The following is a 19019-nucleotide window of genomic DNA, read 5'->3' on the forward strand; positions in this document are numbered from 1 at the left end:
TCTCAGAAAACACGCGTCATCGTTGACGATTTTCGCGAGCAAGCTCGCTCCTACTTCTTGCCTTTCTTGTCGTGCTTGTCGGATTTGCCGAACGCGTCTTCCAGCGCCCGGTTGATCGTGCGCAGCACCTTGACCCGAGCCCAGCGCTTGTCGTTGGCTTCCACCAAGGTCCAGGGCGCGATTTCGGTGCTGGTGCGGTCGACCATATCGCCGACAGCGGCGCGGTAATCGTCCCACTTGTCGCGGTTGCGCCAGTCGTCCTCGGTGATCTTGAAGCGCTTGAACGGGATTTCCTCGCGGGCCTGGAAACGCTCCAGCTGGGTGTCCTTGTCGATAGCCAACCAGAACTTGACCACGATCACACCCGCGTCGCGCAGTTGCTCTTCAAAGTCGTTGATTTCGCCATACGCGCGCATCCAATCCGCTGGGGTGCAAAAGCCCTCGATGCGTTCCACCAGCACGCGGCCATACCACGAACGGTCGAAGACAGTGAACATGCCCCGCGCCGGGATCTTCTGCCAGAAACGCCACAGATAAGGCTGGGCACGCTCGTCCTCGCTCGGCGCGGCAATCGGCACAATGTGGTACTGGCGCGGGTCCAGCGCGGCCGCGACCCGACGGATCGCCCCGCCCTTGCCCGCCGCGTCGTTGCCTTCAAACACCGTGATCAACGCGTGCTTGCGCATGCGTTTGTCGCGCATCAGACCGGAGAAGCGTGCCTGCTCGGTGATCAGTTGTTCTTCGTAATCGTCCTTTTCCAGGCGCTGCGTCAGGTCGAGGCTGTCCAGCAAGCTCTTCTTGTCTACGGAGGCGATCAACGGTGCCGGGTTCATGCCGCTGGCCTTGCCCTTGGGCAGCTTCAACGCATTTTGCAGGCCTTCGAGCAGCAGCTTGCCCACAGTAAGGCTGCGATAGTTGCTGTCCACCCCTTCGATCACATGCCACGGTGCATAGTCGCGACTGGTGCGGCGCAGTACGCGCTCGCCGAAATGCACGAATTTGTCGTAGGTCTCAGACTGCTGCCAATCCAGCGGGCTGATGCGCCAACTGTGCAGCGGGTCGTCGGCCAGGGCCTTGAGCCGCGCCTTCATTTGCTTCTTGGAGAGGTGAAACCAGAACTTGAAGATCAGCGCGCCTTCATCGCACAACATTTTCTCCAGGCGCTCCGCACCGGCGATAGCCTGGTCCAGGCGCGCGTCCTTGATCTGCCCATGCACGCGGGCCTGCAGCATCTGGCTGTACCAGTTACCGAAGAAGATCCCCATGCGGCCCTTGGCAGGCAGTTGCCGCCAGTAGCGCCAGGCCGGCGGCCGGGCCAGCTCTTCGTCGGTCTGCTGGTCGAAGGTGCGCACCTCGATCAGACGCGGGTCCATCCATTCATTCAGCAACTTGACGGTCTCGCCCTTGCCGGCGCCTTCAATACCGTTGATCAGGATGATCACCGGGAAGCGCTTCTGCTGTTGCAGCTCGTACTGCACCTCCAGAAGCGCCTCACGCAGCGCAGGGACTTCGGCGTCGTAGGTGTCTTTGTCGATGGCGTGACCGATTTCGGCGGATTCGAACATGGGCAGCTCCGTTTCAAGATGGCTCAAGACTAGCGGATTGGGCAGCAACACGCGGGAGGAAATTCCATCGGGGCTTGCCCTGAGTCAATCCCACGGCCCTTTACCGCAGTTCCGGCACATGACAAATGCCTAGGTCCTGATTCCTCATCAGTTGCAGGGTCAGACGCTCAACCACTGCATTGACCGCCCGACGCCTTGGTGAGCACAACGCTTCCATTTGCTGGAGGTAGTCGCCATCGGTGAGGTTCTGACTGTTTTCAAACAATGCCTGCTGTCGTACCTCAAACGACTTGGTCGCCGCGCTGAATGAGTGGGGAAATTGCTGCTTGAGATGAGCCCTCCAAAAAGACAGTTGTGCGAGGAAACGCAAGAATGCCGGAGACATTTCGGCGCTGCGCACTTGTTGGTGAGCGGTGTCCAACACGCCTTGGGCAATCAATGCTCCGTAACGCAGGTACTTCGGCTGCCCTGGTAGCGCCAATACGTCAGCCAGCCCACTCCGATAGGCCAGGCTGACCTCCAGGGGTTCCAGATCCGGATGTTCCGCGGCGTACATAGCGGCGAGTTTCTCCAGCTCGCTCAGGCGAAACAAGCCGCGCCCCAACTGCAGCAACACGGCTGGGCTAGCCTGCGTCCGCCCAGCCAGGCGTGTTGCCTTTTCGATCTCCATCAACACCTCCAACTGGCTAAAAATGTGCGCAGCCCCATCCCCGCAGTTCACCGGATGGGCAGAGAGTTGGAAGACCTGCTCACGTAGCGCAACGCTCTCATGCGTCGACTGCAAAACTTCCCACACCCGCCGGGTCAAATCTTCACGCACATGACGGCTGTCGGCTGTGCCCGACAACTCAGCCAGCAGCACGAACAAGGGTTCCGACTCGGGGTCATCGCGCAAGTTAGACCAAATGCTGCGTTTATTCTCATCCCTGCCGGCCACATCATCCGGTAGCCATAACGCCCTGGCTTTGAGTTCGGTCATGCGCGGTGGATCATCTCCCAGGTACCCCATGCCAATGCCGACCGCCTCGCGGTAGCGGGTCAACGCAGTGACCGTCGCAGGCGACAACGGATTACCGCCGAGGTTGAGCGCCTGGCTGTAATGGCGGCTCGCGGTGTACAGCCAGTCGGGCAACACGGTGATCCAGTTGTCGCGCAGGTCAACCTGGTCGAGATAGGCCAGACGTTCCAGGCCAATAGGCACGTCGACGGTTCGGGTGTCTTGCAGCAACAGTGTGTGCAAACCTTGCATCCGGGTCACATCCAGACCGACCTGAAGAGGGTTGTGGCTCAAGTCCAAGCGACGCAGCGTGCCCATCCCGGCCAGTTTGAGGCTTGTGTACTCGCTAAGCTGCAGCTGGTTATGCGGCAGCGACAGGCTTTCCAGATCGGGCATCAGTGAGAAGACTTCCGGCAGCCGGGTGAGATTGTTACGACCCAGTTCCAGGCGGCGCAGGCCCTTGAAGAGCTTCAGGTAATAAGCGACATCATCACCCAGGCGCATATTATTAAGTGACAGCTGGCGGACATGGTCGAAACGTATATGAGCGGGCACTATCGGCAAGGTGCCGATACGCATGCCGTCCAGGGTCAGTCCGGCGACCGACGCTTGGCGCTCATCCAGTACGAAGCTTTGGCGCCGCCAACAGGCTTCGATGCGCCTGGCAACCTCCTGACGGCTTTGACGAATATCACGCAGGTCGCCCGGCAGTTCGGTCATATCCTGAGTGTGGCTGCTCCAGCGCTTGAGAAGCCCGCGCAGTTGAGCCCACTGTTCCTCCAGTCGTTTGACGGTCTTGGCACGCGCTAAATAATCAACGCCCGATTCGGTCAGAAAGACCGACGCTTGTGCATCGGTGAACGACGGGTAAATCCGCTTCAGCTTGCGCACCAAGGCCGCCGGATGAACCTCCAACCCCACCGGTGAGTCGGCCATCACACACGCTTGCTCCACCACCTGCGGTTCATGGGCAGACGGGGTGAACGCCTCGGCAGCCACCGCCCGCTCACCTTCGGCCAGGTCCGCCACCTTGCGACGCAACCGCCAATCGTTATCGGTATCCAGCAGCGGTAAACCCAGGTCCGCTCGCTGCTTGTCATGCAACGCCCTTTCAATCGCACTGAAGAGTCCGTCGGGGCCAGACTGGACATCCGCCATGCTCAAGCCATTGGCATCAAATGGCTGGAAACCTGCCGCTGTTTTGACCACCACACGGCGCTGACTGGCGCCCTCAAGTGCACCTAGGGCCAGTAAGTCACCGGTGAGCGAATCCTGGCGCAGCTCCAAGTGCAGCGCCTTATCCCAACCGGCCAGACGAGGCAGTAGCCGCACAGCGACAGACTGGTTGTCGATGCCCGCCAGCTCCGGTAACTGGAAGCCCGCCAGAGCACGGTCCAAGCGCAGCTCCTCCAGAGCATTGCGCACAGACTCGGCCAAGGCCATAGGGATGCGCTGATGGGTACGCAAGATCTCCAGCTCCGCCGTCGAGACCTCGGCCATCAACGCTCGCATCAGCGTGCGCGGCAACTGCGGCCACGCCTTGGCAAGCAGCTCCGACACCTGCGGGTTCGACCGGTCATAGGCCAGATACGCTAGTTCAAACAGCGGCCTGCGATCCGCTTTCAGGTGTGCCAGTAACCGGCTCACCAGGACGGCATGTTCCTGATCGTGGGCCACCCCGTCTCCCAGCAGTGCACGCTTTTGCGTGTCATCCATGGCGGACAACACCACATCAAATACCTCACCCGCTTTAAGGTTGTGCTCAGTCACCGTCAAGCGTTGAACCGCGTCAACAGACGTTGTTTCAGGATAGCGCGCCGTGACGTTACCCTCAGCATCCAGACACTCGAAAAAACGTGCCTTGGGCCACTCGGGCAGCAACGGTAGTGCCTGCATTTGCAACGTGGCGGTTTCAGCATTCAGGTAGACACCCCGCTCCAACTGCCAGATCAAGTCTCGAATAGACTGATCCAGTTTGAAGCGTTCGAACAAGTCGCGAAAACGCGCAGGCAATGGCAGGCACTCCTGAGCCAGGTAAATGCCCCAACCGTAAGGCTTGTCCATGATCGCGCTGATCATTTGCAACTTCCTGCTGTCCAGTACCGGTTGGTGGCTGCGCGGTTCCAGACGTGAGAACACATGTTGCGAATCTTCCCACTCTTCAGGGTGCTCAAGCGTAAAACGCCAAGCTCCCTCGCCGTTGTGCAGCAGGGTTGGACGATAGGCCGCCTGGCGCGTTGGATGGACGGCGCGCCACTGGCCCAGTTTTACGTCGTAAACGACCCGATGGACGAAACCGTTGATCTTGATGCAAGCGCCACCCTTCGCCGCATAGAACCCTTGGGCGTCAGGCTCCACCCCCTCGACCAGCGCTTGATCATGACCATAGGAGGAAAAGCTCGGGCGCCACAAACGCGGGCTGCCATCACTCGACTCCACAGATTCCAGCGCCCCGAAAAACTGGTCAAAACTTAACCGTGCTCGCCGCCACATCGGGCTGACGACCTTGACGCCTGCCGCAAACAGCGCCATTGAAGTGAGGCTTTGCGCAACCGCGCCCAACTGCATGAGGGCTTCGTCCCGATCATTGCGGCGCCAATCCTCAATGCCTTCGAATACTTGCGACACGATCTGCCCTACGGCCACTCCAGTCATCAGTATGCCCAGCGCCGGCACGACAAAAGCGGCCAGGTTGAGTATCGTCAATCCGGCGTCCAGATACGCCAGCCTGCGCTGCGTTCGTTCTTGCTCATCAACATCCACCGTCGGTACTGCCAGGGTGCGTGCATCGATTTGCAGCTTGCCGACGCAGGTACTGAAAAAGTGGCTGGCCAGACTCGTCGTAATGGGCATGCCTTCAATCACACCCAGCGTGCGGTGCTGATCAAATGCACGGAAGAAGCTCAACCGGTCGACCTCCCCCAGGTAGCGCGTAAAAAACGTTCGGTACGTTGCCACTTCCAACTTCAAATCCAGGTACGTCACATAGTCCTTGAACGTCGGGTACTCGAAAAACGGCCGCACCGGCTCGTTCGGCATGTAGACGATGCACGGTTCCAATGGATAGTCAGCAACCGGCCTGCCCGAAAACACCACTATCCCCCACAGGCAACTGTCCCTGGCATTCAGGCCTTGCCATATCACCGGGCGCCCGTTGAACTGCACCTCTTGGGCATTGCCCGGCGCAAGGTTTCTGTCCAGCAGCGCACACACCACCCCATGGGCATCCCGCGTGATATCTGCGCGCATGAGCGCAATATGCGCGTCGATTTTCATGTCCAGGGTTTTCATCCGGCCGATATCGACTGCAGCCGTGTTGACAAGCAACGTGTCATCGGAGCCCGGGGGCGGCAAGTTGAATACATCGCTGATGTGCTGTTGATACAAACGGCCCAGGTCAAGGCTGCGGCAACCTTCGACGAACGCCTGGGGTGTGATCGCCAAGCGCCCCGTTACAGCCGACTGCAGCATCGACTCTGGCGAAAAATAGCCGACACGTGCCTCACTGAGGGAGAAATTCTGCATGGCCCTCTGCAACAGGCTTTGGTGTTCCAGCGTGAAGGTTTTCACGTAACTCAACGGCATTTGCTCGGTGTGATAGTTAGGTATCGCCACGATGAAAGTGTCTTTTTTAGGGCGCACGGTGATGTTCCAGTTCGCCTGGCAATACGCCGTCAAATGCGCCTCACAAAACGCATCCAGAGGCTGCAAGCGCGCCAACAACCGCGCAAACTCGGCCTTGGGCACCTCCACCAGTGCCGCGTCGCGCTCCAGGGCTGCCAATACGCTGTCTGGCGCATTGATCATCCAGCCAGGCATTTTCTTTTGCAGCACCTGAGCTTTGTCGAGGTCTGCGGTCATCTCCAGGAGCGCGCTTTGCAATTGCTGCTGAGTCAATTGGGTAAATACGTGAGTCAGGTCATCCTGTGTCGACATCGGCGAAGTCCATTTGCTTACTGATTCAGCACGCAGTATTTGCGCCATGGCGGCGAGGTTGGCGTTACCGGGCTAACACCGTGACTTGGCCCGCCATCCACACCGCCGGGTATGTGATCAGCTAGAATGGCCGCCCTGCCTTTGCCTGCTGTTATTTTATGAGCCACCCATGACCCCCATCATCCACGCCCAGCTTGACTGGGACGACCAAGGCCTCCCGCACTCGCGAGTGTTTGACGACGTGTACTTTTCCGACAAGTCGGGCCTTGAAGAAACCCGCTATGTGTTCCTGGAACAGAACCGTTTGCAGGAACGTTTTGCCGCCTTGCCGGTGGGTGGTCGGTTGGTGATTGGCGAGACCGGCTTCGGTACGGGCCTGAATTTCCTTTGCGCCTGGCAGCTGTTCGAGCAACACGCCGTGGCCGGCGCACGGCTGCATTTTGTCAGCGTGGAAAAGTACCCGCTGAGCCGCGCCGACCTGCAACGCGCCCTCGCCCTCTGGCCCGAACTACAACCCTTCGCCGAGCAACTGCTGGCGCAGTACATCGCCATTCACCAAGGCTTCCAACGTCTGGTATTGGATAACGGCCGCGTGACCCTCACCCTGTTGATCGGCGACGTGCTGGAACAGTTGCCGCAGCTGGACGCGCAAATCGACGCGTGGTTTCTCGACGGTTTTGCCCCGGCAAAAAACCCGGACATGTGGACCGCCGAGCTGTTCGCCGAACTGGCACGGCTGGCCGCACCGGGGGCAACCATCAGCACGTTTACCAGCACCGGTTGGGTGCGCCGACTGATCAATGCCGCCGGCTTCAAGATGAAGCGCACGCCGGGTATTGGGCATAAATGGGAGATCCTGCGCGGGGAATTCCTTGGTTGGCCAACCGATGCGCCTGTGCCGCCTGCCGCCAAGCCGTGGTTCGCACGGCCGGCTGCCATTGATGGCGAACGCCACGCAATGGTGATCGGTGGCGGCCTCGCCGGGTGCACCACCGCAGCAAGCCTGGCCGCGCGCGGCTGGCGCGTCAGCCTGCTGGAGCGTCACACGGGCCTGGCCCAAGAAGCCTCGGGAAACCCGCAAGGCGTGCTGTACCTCAAGCTATCGGCCCACGGCACAGCCCTGTCGCAGTTGATACTCAGTGGTTTCGGCCACACCCGACGCCTGCTGGAGCACCTGCACCGAGGCATCGATTGGGACGGTTGCGGCGTGCTGCAACTGGCCTTCAACGCCAAGGAGGCCGAGCGCCAGGCGCAGTTGGCCGCCGCCTTTTCGCCCGGCTTGCTGCACCTGCTGGACCCGGCCCAGGCCCAAGCGCGCGCGGGCGTGGCGCTGGAGCACGGCGGGCTGTTTTTCCCCGAGGGGGGCTGGGTGCATCCGCCGGCGTTGTGCGAGTGGCAGGCACGTCATCCGTTGATCACGGTATTAACACATCACGAAGCCCTTGAGCTGCAACGCGTCGACGGCCAGTGGCACGCCCTGGCGGGTGACACCCGGCTGGCCAGCGCGCCGGTGGTGGTGTTAGCTGGTGCGGCCGAGATCAAGCGTTTTCCGTTCGGTGCCGATCTGCCCCTCAAACGCATTCGCGGGCAGATCACCCGCCTGGCGCAAACCCCGCAGAGCGAAGCCCTGGCCACCGTGGTCTGCGCCGAAGGCTACGTGGCCCCGGCGCGCCTGGGCGAGCACACCCTGGGCGCCAGCTTCGATTTCAAGAGCGACGACCTGACGCCCACCGTCGCCGAACACGCCGGCAACCTGGAGATGCTGCGCGAGATTTCCGTCGACCTGGCGCAACGGTTGGGTGCCGACGCATTGGCCCCCGAGCAGCTGGAAGGCCGTGCCGCCTTCCGCTGCACCAGCCCCGACTATCTGCCGATTGTGGGGCCGCTGGCCGAACGCACAGCCTTCGACCAGGCCTACGCAGCGCTGCGCAAGGACGCACGCCAGATCCCAGAGGCCGCCTGCCCGTGGCTTGACGGCCTGTACATCAACAGCGGCCACGGCTCGCGCGGCCTGATCACTGCGCCACTGTGCGCCGAACTGCTGGCGGCCTGGCTCAACGACGAGCCGTTGCCGGTGCCCGCCAGCGTGGCAGAGGCGTGCCACCCCAATCGGTTCGCCCTGCGGGCGTTGATTCGCGGCACGGGTGGGTGATAACACGGGCACCTAGCAGACATTCAACGCGCCGGGTTTGAGTGCGTCCTCGGTCTGACGCCTGATTTCAGCCGCTTCAACCGGCGTGCGCTCACTGGTAATCGCGTTCATTTGCTCGACGTAGTCGGTATCGGTCAGTGTCTGGCGTTGATCGAATACCCGCTGCGCGCGTTCGTGGAAAGAACCCAGTATGTCTTCAAACCGTCCGTGAAAGCGTCTTTTCAAATAGTCGATCCAGAACGGCAACCCGACTATAAAGTCCAACAACTCGGATGAAAGCTCGGCCAGCCGGACCTTGTCAGCGGCAGCGACCAAATCCTTATTCGTCACCTCGGCCAATTGCTCAAAGCGCATATGCCTGGGTTGGCCGGGCAAGTCTAACTTGTCGGCCAGACCTATGCGGAACGCCAGGCTCACTTCCAACGGGTCGGCGCTGGGATGACTGACGCTGTGGCTGCGGGCATAGCGTTCAACCTGGTCGAGCCGAAACAGGCCCTTGCTCAACTTCAGCAGCGGCTTAGCCGTCAACTGGCCGCTCTCGACGCCTTTTGAAGCCTCATGAAGATGCGTCAGCACCTCAAGGTTGCTGAAGCTTGCAGCTGCAGCATCATCACAATTGAGTGGCGTAGCGGCACGGTCAAAGATTTCTGCACGCAAGTCTGCATCGGCCTCAGCCGCCTCCAATACCCACCACACCCGGTGGCTCATGTCCACGCGAACATTTTTTGCATCAGCGGTACTGCCCAGTCCGGCGAGCAGATTGAACAACCCCTCGGAGCCCTCCTCGGCCCTGAGTGCTGCCCAGGTGGCGCGTTTCACCTCTATATCCGCCCCCACATCCTTTAACCAGTGCTCTTGCGCCCGTTGCTCAGTCAAACGGGCAGGATCATCCTCCAGGAAACCCATGCCGACACCGACACGACTCCGGTAGGCACTGACCAACTGACGGCTAGGCGTGTCCAGGGGGTTATCTCCCAAATGAAGCGTTTGTGCGAGCACTCGTGGGACCTCAGACAGCCACCGAGGCAGTGTCGTAATGTAATTGCCGCGCAGGTCAACCGTTTCCAGGTAGGGCGGGTGTCGAAACCCCGCTGGCAACTCCTTCAGAGAACAACTGTTCAGGAACAAGGCGCGCAAGTCGAACATCCGATCGATCAGCGGCGCGTTTAGCAGCGGGTTGTGGTTGAGGTTCAACACCCGCAGTTCGGTCAAGGCTGCCAGTTGCGCTCGACCAGCCTCCGTCAGTTGCAGTTGGTTGTGGTTCAGGGACAGGCGCCGCAGTTGGGGCATCTGCGACAACGCCGTCGGTACTTGGGTCAACTTGTTGCCCTGCAGGTCGAGCATATTGACCCCCTTGAAGCGCTCAAAAAAAGACCCGACCTGATCATCGAGGTCCATGTTGCGCAACACCAAGCGACGCACATGGCCAAAATCCACCTCGGCGGGCAACTGGGGCAAAGCACCGACATTCAGGCCCTCCAACTCCAGTCCGAACATCTCGATACCGCGCTCGTTGCGCAGCAGTGTTTTACGCTTCCAACTGCGCTCAATCGCCTTGGCGACTGCTTTGCGTCCCTCACGCAAATCACTCCTGGCCGAGCGTGAAAGGCCCTTTACAGCGGCTTTTTCGTCGCACCACTGTGCCAGCGCAAACTGTAGGTCCTTGAGTTGTTGCTGCAACGCCTGGACGGCCCTGGCGCGCGACAAATGGTCCGTGCCCATGTCTTGAAGCAACAACGTGAGCTGGCGTGAACTCAACTTGGGGTAGAGCTTGCCAAGCTTGCGCATCAAGGCTGCCGGCTGTGGCGCCAGCTCCTCCAGCAGCGCCTGAACACACGCCACCGCCGGCTCGGGCGCTGCTCGGTCCGGCCAGAGGTAACGGGCAAGCGTCTTGCGCTCCGTTTCGGCCTTGTCCAGTAACTCTTGGTTCAAGTGGCTGGCACGTTGAATCCCATTCAATCTCAGCGTGGCGATTTGATCAGCGGATAACGTCTCGATCAGGGCTTGGTAAAAACCCTCCCCACCCATTGCTAATGCCCCCAAGGCTTTGCCCTGTGCATCAAATGCCTGAAAGCCGTCGGCAGACGCGACAATCGTCCGCTGCAATGTCGCCCCCTGCCCGCCGAGTTGCGCGATCACTTCGCCATTGAGCGAACCGCGGCGTAGCTGCAATGCCTGGGTCTGTGGCCAGTCGACAACTCGCCCCAGCAGCCCGACGGCCAGGCGCTGGGTGGCCTCAGTGCCATATCTCGGCCAGTACAGACCACTGAGTGCGCGGTCTTCTTCAAGCAGTTGCAGGGCCTCTCGGGTTCGTTGCGCCAGCAACAGCGGCACCCGCCGTGTCTCGCGCAGGCGCACGCGCTGCCGGGTCGAAGCGTTGGAGAGCAGCTCCCAGGCCTGACGATTCGGCAAGCCTGGGTAGTGATGAATAAGCAGCCCATGATCGCTGTGCGTAATAGTATTGGCTTCCTGGTACAGCTGGTCATAAACCTGCCGATGGCTGCGTTCGAGCGACTTCAACAAGCAGCGCTTCAAGATCACTTCTGCTTCGCCAGGTTCTACGACGCCACCCAGCAATGCCTGTGTTTCCTCCGGGTCCAATGCAGCCAACAGCGTAGGCATCACCTCACCACGTTCAAGCTGCTTCTCGGTGATATGAATGCTCAGGTCTTCGAAGTCAAACGGCGCTGTATCAGGATAGCTTTCAAGGAGGTTGCCCTCCGCGTCCAGCACTTCAAAAAAGCGCCCGCGGGGCCAGCCGGACATAAGGGGCAATGCAAGCATTTGGGTGCGTGCTGTACTCAGATCCAACTGCACCTGATGCTCAAGCTGCCAGGTCAGGTCACGCACTTTCTGCTCTTGCATGAAGCGCACTACCCCATCATTGAAACGTTCCGGCAATGGCAGGTTTTCCTGGGCCAGGTAACGCAACCGAGACGGGGACAAATCGGCGATGGTTGCAATCTCCGTCAACCGCTCCCCCGTCAGCGCCCCGAGGAATGGATTCGACCGCCTGATCAGGTACGCAGGCTCTTCCCAGTCTTGAGGCCGCTCCCACTCAAACTGCCATCCCGCCGTGCCGTTGTGCTTGAGCGGCGGGCGATACGCCTCACTGCGTACCGGGTGAGTGGCAGACCACTGCTTGGCAGAGGCGTCATAGGCGATCGCATGCACCCGAGATTCGATCTTGGCGTAAGCGTGTCCATTGGTCTTGTACACCCCCATGGTATTGGCAACCGTACCGGACACCACCTCCGGGGGGTGTTGATACGCCGTCGTGCGGCGGCGCCATAACCACGCACTGCCGTCTGGCCGCTTGACGGCCTCCATGCCATCAAAAAACACCTCCGGTCGAGTCACCCATCGCTTGACCTCACCGAAGACCTTGACCCCTGCGGCGAACGCTGCCATGCCAGCGATGCTCTCCGCCACGTTAACCAAATGTTCAAGCGCCTCGGTTTTTTCATTGTGGTTCCAGTCGTCGATGCCCTCGAACACCTCGCCCAGTAACTGGCCAATACCCTCCCCCATCATCAATAGCCCAATCGTCGGCACCACGAACCCTGCAATGTTGAGCAGGGTCAAGCCTGCATCCAGGTAGCTTTGCAGGCGTTTCTGGCGAGCATCGTCATCGGCCTGCGCGGTAGGCACTGCCAATGTGATTGCATCCAGCTGCAACTTGCCGGTGCACACATTGAAAAAGAACCTGGACAGGTTGCCCGGTTCCTCGATCGGCTCCAGCCGCGCGAGGGTTCGGCTCTTATCAAATCGCTGGAAGAACCCAAAGCGTTCGGGCTCGGCCAGGTAGCCGGTAAAAAAACGGCGATAAGTCTGCACTTGAAGTTTGAGCGTCAGGTATTGCTTGAAATCCTCCAGCGACGGGTACTCGTACCACCGCCGCCTCGGCTCGTTCGGCATGTACAACACCACCGGCCCCGTGGGAAAGCCGTCCTCGTCGGCGTTGGCCAGGACCATCACGCCCCACACGCAGGTCCCCCCGACACTCAACCCTTGCCACACCATGGGCTTACCCTGGAAGAGCAAGTGCGCCATCTGGCTGGCCGGTAAGTCGCGCTTGATCAACTCCTGAAGCAATGCGTACGTCGGCTGGGTGACATCGCCTTTGGCATAGGCAATATGCAGGTCAACCAGCATCTCCGAGCGCCTGGCGTTGCCGATCTGCAAGACTGCCGGGTTGTACCCTCGGTCAGACTCCAGCGCCGCTTCACTGGGCGCCGGCAGGTTGAACACATCGCGAAGGTGTTGTTGGTAGGCCGCGCCGAGGTCCAGTTCACGGCAGTAACCCGCGAATGCATCAGCACTGAGACCTCGCACCTCCGTGTTCCCGGCACGAACGACCGAGCCTTCCGGCATCTCGACTCCATCCTCCGAGAAGTTCTGCATGGCTGCCTGCAACAGGCTGTGTTTTTCTACCTTGAGCTTGTACCTCGCAGGACCTGTCGGTACATCGAGCTTGATAGTGAGGCGGTGAATCTCCAGCTGGGCGTGCTCGACATCCAGCGCAGCATGTCCCTTGGCGATCAGGAACGCATTGAGCCTCTCGGCGCAGAATTGTTTGAGTGGTTTGACACGCCCCAACAACCGAGCTGCCTGTTCGCGCGGTCTTTGACCCTGTTCATGGGCCTGCTGCAGCGCTTGGCGGGTGGCGGTATCGGCCTCCTTCCACCAGGCGGGCAACTTCTTCTGCAGCACCTGAGCTTTATCCAGGTCCCCGGTCAAGTCCAGCAGCGCAGCGGTAATGTCCTCTTCCGACACCGGCGCAACGGCGTGGTTTGAATCCTGTGTTTCAGCCATTGGCAATCTTCCTTATTGCGTTGAGTAATGCCGCCCAACGATAAGGCCGATCCTGGGGCCAAATGACGCAAATACTCGGGCGATCCGGCACCCGAACCTCTCACTTTTTGCATACATCCCAGCGTTGTTTACCGCGATTGAGCTTGACGTCACGGCACACGCGGGCTGGCACTCAACCGGTCAAGGCTCTTTGCCTTATAACCGATTGTTCTAAAACTCCCAGGATAGGCGTGTGTCAGTTTCTGGGTACGCGCCCTTCTGGGCGTATTGAGTGTTTCCCCTCCCCAACGGAAAAACCGGTAAGGAATTTATGTGCGGATTAGCTGGAGAATTACGTTTCGATGCCCAACCTGCCGACCTGGCTGCGATTGAGCGCATCACCCATCACCTGGCCCCCCGTGGCCCCGACGCCTGGGGCTTCCACGCCCAAGGGCCGATTGCCCTGGGCCATCGACGCCTGAAAATCATGGACCTGTCGGACGGCTCGGCCCAACCAATGGTCGATGCGCATCTGGGCCTGTCATTGGCCTTCAACGGCGCGATCTATAACTTCCCGGAACTGCGAGAAGAGCTGGAAGCCCTGGGCTACGCCTTCTATTCCGGCGGCGACACCGAAGTGCTGCTCAAGGGCTATCACGCCTGGGGCGAAGCACTGCTGCCCAAACTCAACGGCATGTTTGCCTTTGCGGTCTGGGAGCGTGACGCCCAGCGCCTGTTTATCGCCCGGGACCGCCTGGGCGTGAAGCCGCTGTACCTATCGCGTACCGGCCAGCGCTTGCGCTTTGCTTCGGCACTGCCGGCGCTGCTTAAAGGCGGCGACATCAATCCGATCCTGGATCCAGTTGCGCTTAACCATTACCTGAACTTCCACGCCGTGGTGCCCGCACCGCGCACCTTGCTCGCCGGCATCGAAAAAATGCCGCCGGCCAGTTGGATGCGCATCGACGCCAGCGGCAAGACCGAGCAGAAAGTGTGGTGGACCCTGCCCTACGGCCCACATGAGGACGAGAAAAACCTCAGCCTCGAAGACTGGACCGACCGCGTGCTCGACAGCACCCGCGAAGCCGTGGCCATCCGCCAACGGGCGGCCGTGGATGTGGGCGTGCTGCTTTCCGGTGGCGTCGATTCGAGCATGCTCGTCGGCCTGCTGCGCGAAGTGGGCGTACAGGATCTCTCGACGTTTTCCATCGGCTTTGAAGATGCCGGGGGCGAAGCGGGCAACGAGTTCCAATACTCGGACCTGATCGCCAAGCACTACGGCACCCGTCACCACCAACTGCGCATCGCCGAAAGCGAGATCATCGAGCAACTGCCGGCCGCCTTCCGTGCCATGAGCGAGCCGATGGTCAGCCATGACTGCATCGCCTTCTACCTGCTGTCGCGGGAAGTGGCCAAGCATTGCAAGGTGGTGCAGAGCGGCCAGGGCGCGGATGAACTGTTCGCCGGTTACCACTGGTACCCGCAGGTGGACGGTGCGAGCGATCCCTACGCGGCCTATCGCGATGCATTCTTCGACCGCAGCTATGACGATTACGCCGCGACTGTCGCGCCGAAATGGCTGACCGCCAACGACGCCGCGGGTGACTTCGTGCGGGAACATTTCGCCATGCCCGGCGCCGACGCCGCCGTGGACAAGGCACTGCGCCTGGACAGCACGGTGATGCTGGTGGACGACCCGGTCAAACGTGTCGACAACATGACTATGGCCTGGGGCCTGGAAGCGCGCACGCCGTTCTTGGATTACCGCTTGGTGGAACTCTCGGCCCGCGTACCCGGCAAATTCAAGCTGCCCGACGGTGGCAAGCAAGTCTTGAAAGAAGCCGCGCGTCGCGTGATCCCGAGCGAAGTCATCGACCGCAAGAAAGGTTATTTCCCGGTGCCGGGCCTCAAGCACTTGCAGGGCGATACCCTGAACTGGGTGCGCGAACTGCTGCTCGACCCGAGCCAGGATCGCGGGCTGTTCAACCCCGCGATGCTCGACCGCTTGCTCACCGACCCGCAAGGCCAATTGACCCCGCTGCGCGGCTCCAAGCTGTGGCAGTTGGCGGCGCTGAACCTATGGCTCAGCGAACAAGGAATCTGATCGATGAAACCCCATGCAGCGGCTTACAGCCAACGCTTGCTCAAAGGCCAGGCGCCCACTTATGAGCGCCTGCAAGCCCGCCTGGCGGAAGATGGCAGCCCCTTGGCAGCCGAACCCATTGCCGTGCATTGCGGTTGGGGCCGGCTGTTGATCGGTCATACATTCCCAGACCCTGCCAGCCTCGCCCAGGAATTGCTCAACGAGCAGCCGGGCGAACGGGATATCGCCCTGTACGTGGCGGCGCCCCAGCAGATTCTGGGGATTGATCCGCAGCAGTTGTTCCTCGATCCGTCCGATACCTTGCGTTTATGGTTCAGCGACTATCGCCCGGCAACCCGGGTGTTTCGCGGCTTTCGCATTCGCCGGGTGCAGACCGAAGCGGATTGGCTGGCGGTGAATCAGTTGTATCAAGGTCGCGGCATGTTGCCGGTCGACGCCGAACGCCTCACGCCGCGCCATCAAGGTGGTCCGGTGTATTGGTTGGCGGAAGATGAAGACAGCGGCGCAGTGATTGGCAGCGTCATGGGCCTGAATCATCAAAAGGCCTTTCACGATCCGGAAAACGGTTGCAGCCTGTGGTGCCTGGCGGTCGACCCGCAATGCACGCGGCCCGGCGTGGGCGAGGTGTTGGTGCGCCATTTGGTGGAGCACTTCATGAGCCGTGGCTTGAGCTATCTGGACTTGTCGGTGTTGCACGATAACCGCCAGGCCAAGAACCTTTACGCCAAGCTTGGTTTTCGCGCGCTGACCACTTTCGCGATCAAGCGCAAGAACGGCATCAACCAGCCGCTGTTTCTGGGCCCGGGCCCGCAGGCGGGGTTCAATCCCTATGCGCGAATCATTGTCGAGGAAGCCCATCGACGTGGCATCGACGTGCAAGTGGATGACGCCGATGCGGGCTTGTTCACCCTGAGCCATGGCGGGCGTCGCGTGCGTTGCCGTGAATCCTTGAGCGATTTGACCAGCGCGATCAGCATGACCCTCTGCCAAGACAAAAGCCTGACCCATAAAGTGCTGAAAGCCGCCGGTTTGCAATTGCCGTCGCAGCAATTGGCGGGCAGCGCCGATGACAACCTGGAGTTCCTCGACGAGCACCAGCGCATCGTGGTCAAGCCGTTGGATGGCGAACAAGGCCAGGGTGTGGCAGTGGATCTGCAAAGCATCGAAGAGGTGCAGCAGGCGATTGAAGCGGCGCGCCAGTTCGACAGCCGCGTGTTGCTCGAGAGCTTTCACGAAGGGTTGGACCTGCGCATCCTGGTGATTGGTTTCGAGGTGGTCGCCGCTGCGATCCGTCGCCCTGCCGAGGTGACCGGCGATGGCCACCATTCCATCGGCGCGCTGATCGAAACCCAGAGCCGGCGTCGCCAGGCCGCCACCGACGGTGAAAGCAAAATCCCCCTGGATGCCGAAACCGAACGCACCTTGAAAGCCGCCGGTTTCGACTATAGCAGCATCCTGCCCCGTGGCCAGACCCTGGCCGTGCGCCGCACCGCCAACCTGCACACCGGCGGGTGCCTGGAAGATGTCACCGCGATCCTGCACCCCACGCTGGTGGACGCCGCCGTGCGTGCCGCCCGCGCCCTGGACATCCCCATGGTGGGCCTGGACCTGATGGTGCCCGCCGCCGATCAACCCGAGTACGTGTTTATCGAAGCCAACGAACGGGCCGGCCTGGCCAATCATGAACCGCAGCCTACCGCGGAGAAATTTGTGGATTTGCTGTTTCCCCATAGCTGAACGATCCGAACCCCAGGAGTCTTTATGAGCCGAACCATCCCCGAACCGGATCTGAATTACCTGCAAAAAGTCCTGTTGGAAATGCTCGCCATTCCCAGCCCTACCGGGTTTACCGACACCATCGTGCGTTACGTGGCCGAGCGCCTGGAAGAACTGGGCATTCCCTTCGAAATGACCCGGCGCGGCACCATCCGCGCAACGTTGAAAGGCCAAAAAAACAGCCCCGACCGCGCCGTGTCCGCGCACCTGGACACCATCGGCGCTGCCGTGCGGGCGATCAAGGACAACGGTCGCCTGAGCCTGGCGCCCGTAGGCTGCTGGTCGAGTCGGTTTGCCGAAGGCAGCCGCGTCAGCCTGTTTACCGATAACGGCGTGATCCGTGGCAGCGTGTTGCCGCTGATGGCCTCCGGGCATGCCTTCAACACCGCTGTGGATGAAATGCCGGTGAGCTGGGACCACGTGGAACTGCGCCTCGACGCCTACTGCGCGACCCGCGCCGATTGCGATTCCCTGGGGATTGGCATCGGTGACTATGTGGCCTTCGACCCGCTGCCGGAGTTCACCGAGAGCGGCCACATCAGTGCTCGCCACCTGGATGACAAGGCCGGTGTGGCCGCCCTGCTCGCCGCGCTCAAGGCCATCGTCGACAGTGGCGAACCCCTGCTGATCGACTGCCATCCGCTGTTCACCATCACCGAGGAAACCGGCAGCGGCGCGGCTGCCGCCCTGCCCTGGGACGTGAGTGAATTTGTCGGCATCGATATCGCCCCGGTCGCCCCCGGCCAGCATTCCAGCGAGCACGCGGTGAGCGTGGCGATGCAGGACTCCGGCGGGCCGTATGACTATCACCTGTCGCGGCATTTGCTGCGCTTGGCGTCGGAGAATGAACTGCCCGTGCGCCGCGACCTGTTCCGCTATTACTTCAGTGACGCACACTCGGCGGTCACCGCCGGCCACGATATCCGCACAGCCTTGCTGGCGTTCGGTTGCGATGCGACCCATGGCTACGAGCGCACCCATATCGATAGCCTCGCGGCCCTGAGTCGTTTGCTGGGCGCTTACATCCTCAGCCCGCCGGTGTTCGCCAGCGATGCGCAACCGGCCCAGGGCTCCCTGGATCGGTTCAGCCATCAGATCGAGCATGAGACACAGATGGAGAGCGACACACGTGTGCCATCGGTGGACAGTCTGGTGGGCAACAAGTCCTAGAGGCTGGCAACTATGATCCCGGCGCAGTAGCATCGCCGGGATCCATCACCCGAGGCCTGTATGCTGATTCCCTACGACGCACTTGAAGTCGACACCTTGACCCGCCTCATCGAAGATTTTGTCACCCGTGACGGCACAGACAATGGCGACGACACGCCCCTGGAAACCCGCGTACTGCGCGTGCGTCAGGCATTGACCAAGGGCCAGGCACTGATTGTGTTCGACCCGGAGAGCGAGCAGTGCCAGTTGATGCTCAAGCACGACGTGCCCAAGCATCTGTTCGATTGACCGGGTTTCAGGGGTTGGGCACAGGCACCGGATGGGTCCTGGCGTCTTGGCGTTCGAGGATTTTCTGGTACACCTCCGCTCGATGAACCTGCACCCCGGCCGGCGCGCCAACGCCGAACTTCACCTGGTTACCGTTCAACTCAAGGATGTGCACGGCGATATCATCGCCAATGGAAATGACTTCGCCTACAGCGCGGCTCAATACCAGCATGGCGGTTGTCCTTTTAACAATGAAAG

Annotated in this window: 9 protein-coding genes; 5 read left to right on the forward strand and 4 right to left on the reverse strand. The window is 60.8% G+C overall.

Going from position 1 to position 19019, the window contains the following annotated elements:
- Positions 1 to 50 precede the first annotated feature (50 nt).
- A complete protein-coding gene (gene pap / locus CI807_RS27690) occupies positions 51 to 1565 on the reverse strand; it encodes a polyphosphate:AMP phosphotransferase (RefSeq protein ID WP_095017049.1) in 1515 nt (504 codons plus the stop codon).
- Between the two features lie 100 nt (positions 1566 to 1665).
- Positions 1666 to 6498 carry an NEL-type E3 ubiquitin ligase domain-containing protein gene (locus CI807_RS27695; protein WP_095017050.1) on the reverse strand — a complete coding sequence of 1611 codons (4833 nt, stop codon included), beginning with the start codon at positions 6496 to 6498 and terminating at the stop codon, positions 1666 to 1668.
- A 169-nt stretch (positions 6499 to 6667) separates the two neighbouring features.
- On the opposite strand from CI807_RS27695, the gene mnmC reads away from it, so the two are divergent.
- Positions 6668 to 8650 carry a bifunctional tRNA (5-methylaminomethyl-2-thiouridine)(34)-methyltransferase MnmD/FAD-dependent 5-carboxymethylaminomethyl-2-thiouridine(34) oxidoreductase MnmC gene (gene mnmC, locus CI807_RS27700; protein WP_095017051.1) on the forward strand — a complete coding sequence of 661 codons (1983 nt, stop codon included), beginning with the start codon at positions 6668 to 6670 and terminating at the stop codon, positions 8648 to 8650.
- A gap of 12 nt (positions 8651 to 8662) precedes the next feature.
- Here mnmC and CI807_RS27705 read toward each other — a convergent pair whose 3' ends face one another.
- A complete protein-coding gene (locus CI807_RS27705; RefSeq protein ID WP_095017052.1) occupies positions 8663 to 13465 on the reverse strand; it encodes an NEL-type E3 ubiquitin ligase domain-containing protein in 4803 nt (1600 codons plus the stop codon).
- 310 nt (positions 13466 to 13775) lie between these two features.
- Between CI807_RS27705 and CI807_RS27710 the strand changes: the two genes are divergently transcribed.
- The 4 genes from CI807_RS27710 to CI807_RS27725 are packed head-to-tail and all read left to right on the forward strand — an operon-like array spanning position 13776 to position 18782.
- Positions 13776 to 15548, forward strand: a complete 1773-nt coding sequence (locus CI807_RS27710; protein WP_095017053.1) for an N-acetylglutaminylglutamine amidotransferase — start codon at positions 13776 to 13778, stop codon at positions 15546 to 15548.
- A 3-nt stretch (positions 15549 to 15551) separates the two neighbouring features.
- Positions 15552 to 17285 carry an N-acetylglutaminylglutamine synthetase gene (ngg, locus tag CI807_RS27715; protein ID WP_095017054.1) on the forward strand — a complete coding sequence of 578 codons (1734 nt, stop codon included), beginning with the start codon at positions 15552 to 15554 and terminating at the stop codon, positions 17283 to 17285.
- Between the two features lie 24 nt (positions 17286 to 17309).
- A complete protein-coding gene (locus tag CI807_RS27720) occupies positions 17310 to 18494 on the forward strand; it encodes an osmoprotectant NAGGN system M42 family peptidase (RefSeq protein WP_016976388.1) in 1185 nt (394 codons plus the stop codon).
- A 60-nt stretch (positions 18495 to 18554) separates the two neighbouring features.
- On the forward strand, positions 18555 to 18782 hold the full coding sequence (locus CI807_RS27725; RefSeq protein WP_003192759.1) for a YheU family protein: 228 nt from the start codon (positions 18555 to 18557) through the stop codon (positions 18780 to 18782).
- Between the two features lie 7 nt (positions 18783 to 18789).
- Here the strand turns inward: CI807_RS27725 and csrA are convergent, their stop codons facing one another.
- Positions 18790 to 18993 (reverse strand): carbon storage regulator CsrA, encoded by a 204-nt coding sequence (gene csrA, locus CI807_RS27730; protein WP_095017055.1) that lies wholly within the window; start codon positions 18991 to 18993, stop codon positions 18790 to 18792.
- Positions 18994 to 19019: the final 26 nt, after the last annotated feature.

Origin of the sequence: Pseudomonas sp. NS1(2017), assembly GCF_002269425.1 — a bacterium.
Classification (GTDB): Bacteria; Pseudomonadota; Gammaproteobacteria; order Pseudomonadales; family Pseudomonadaceae; genus Aquipseudomonas; species Aquipseudomonas reactans.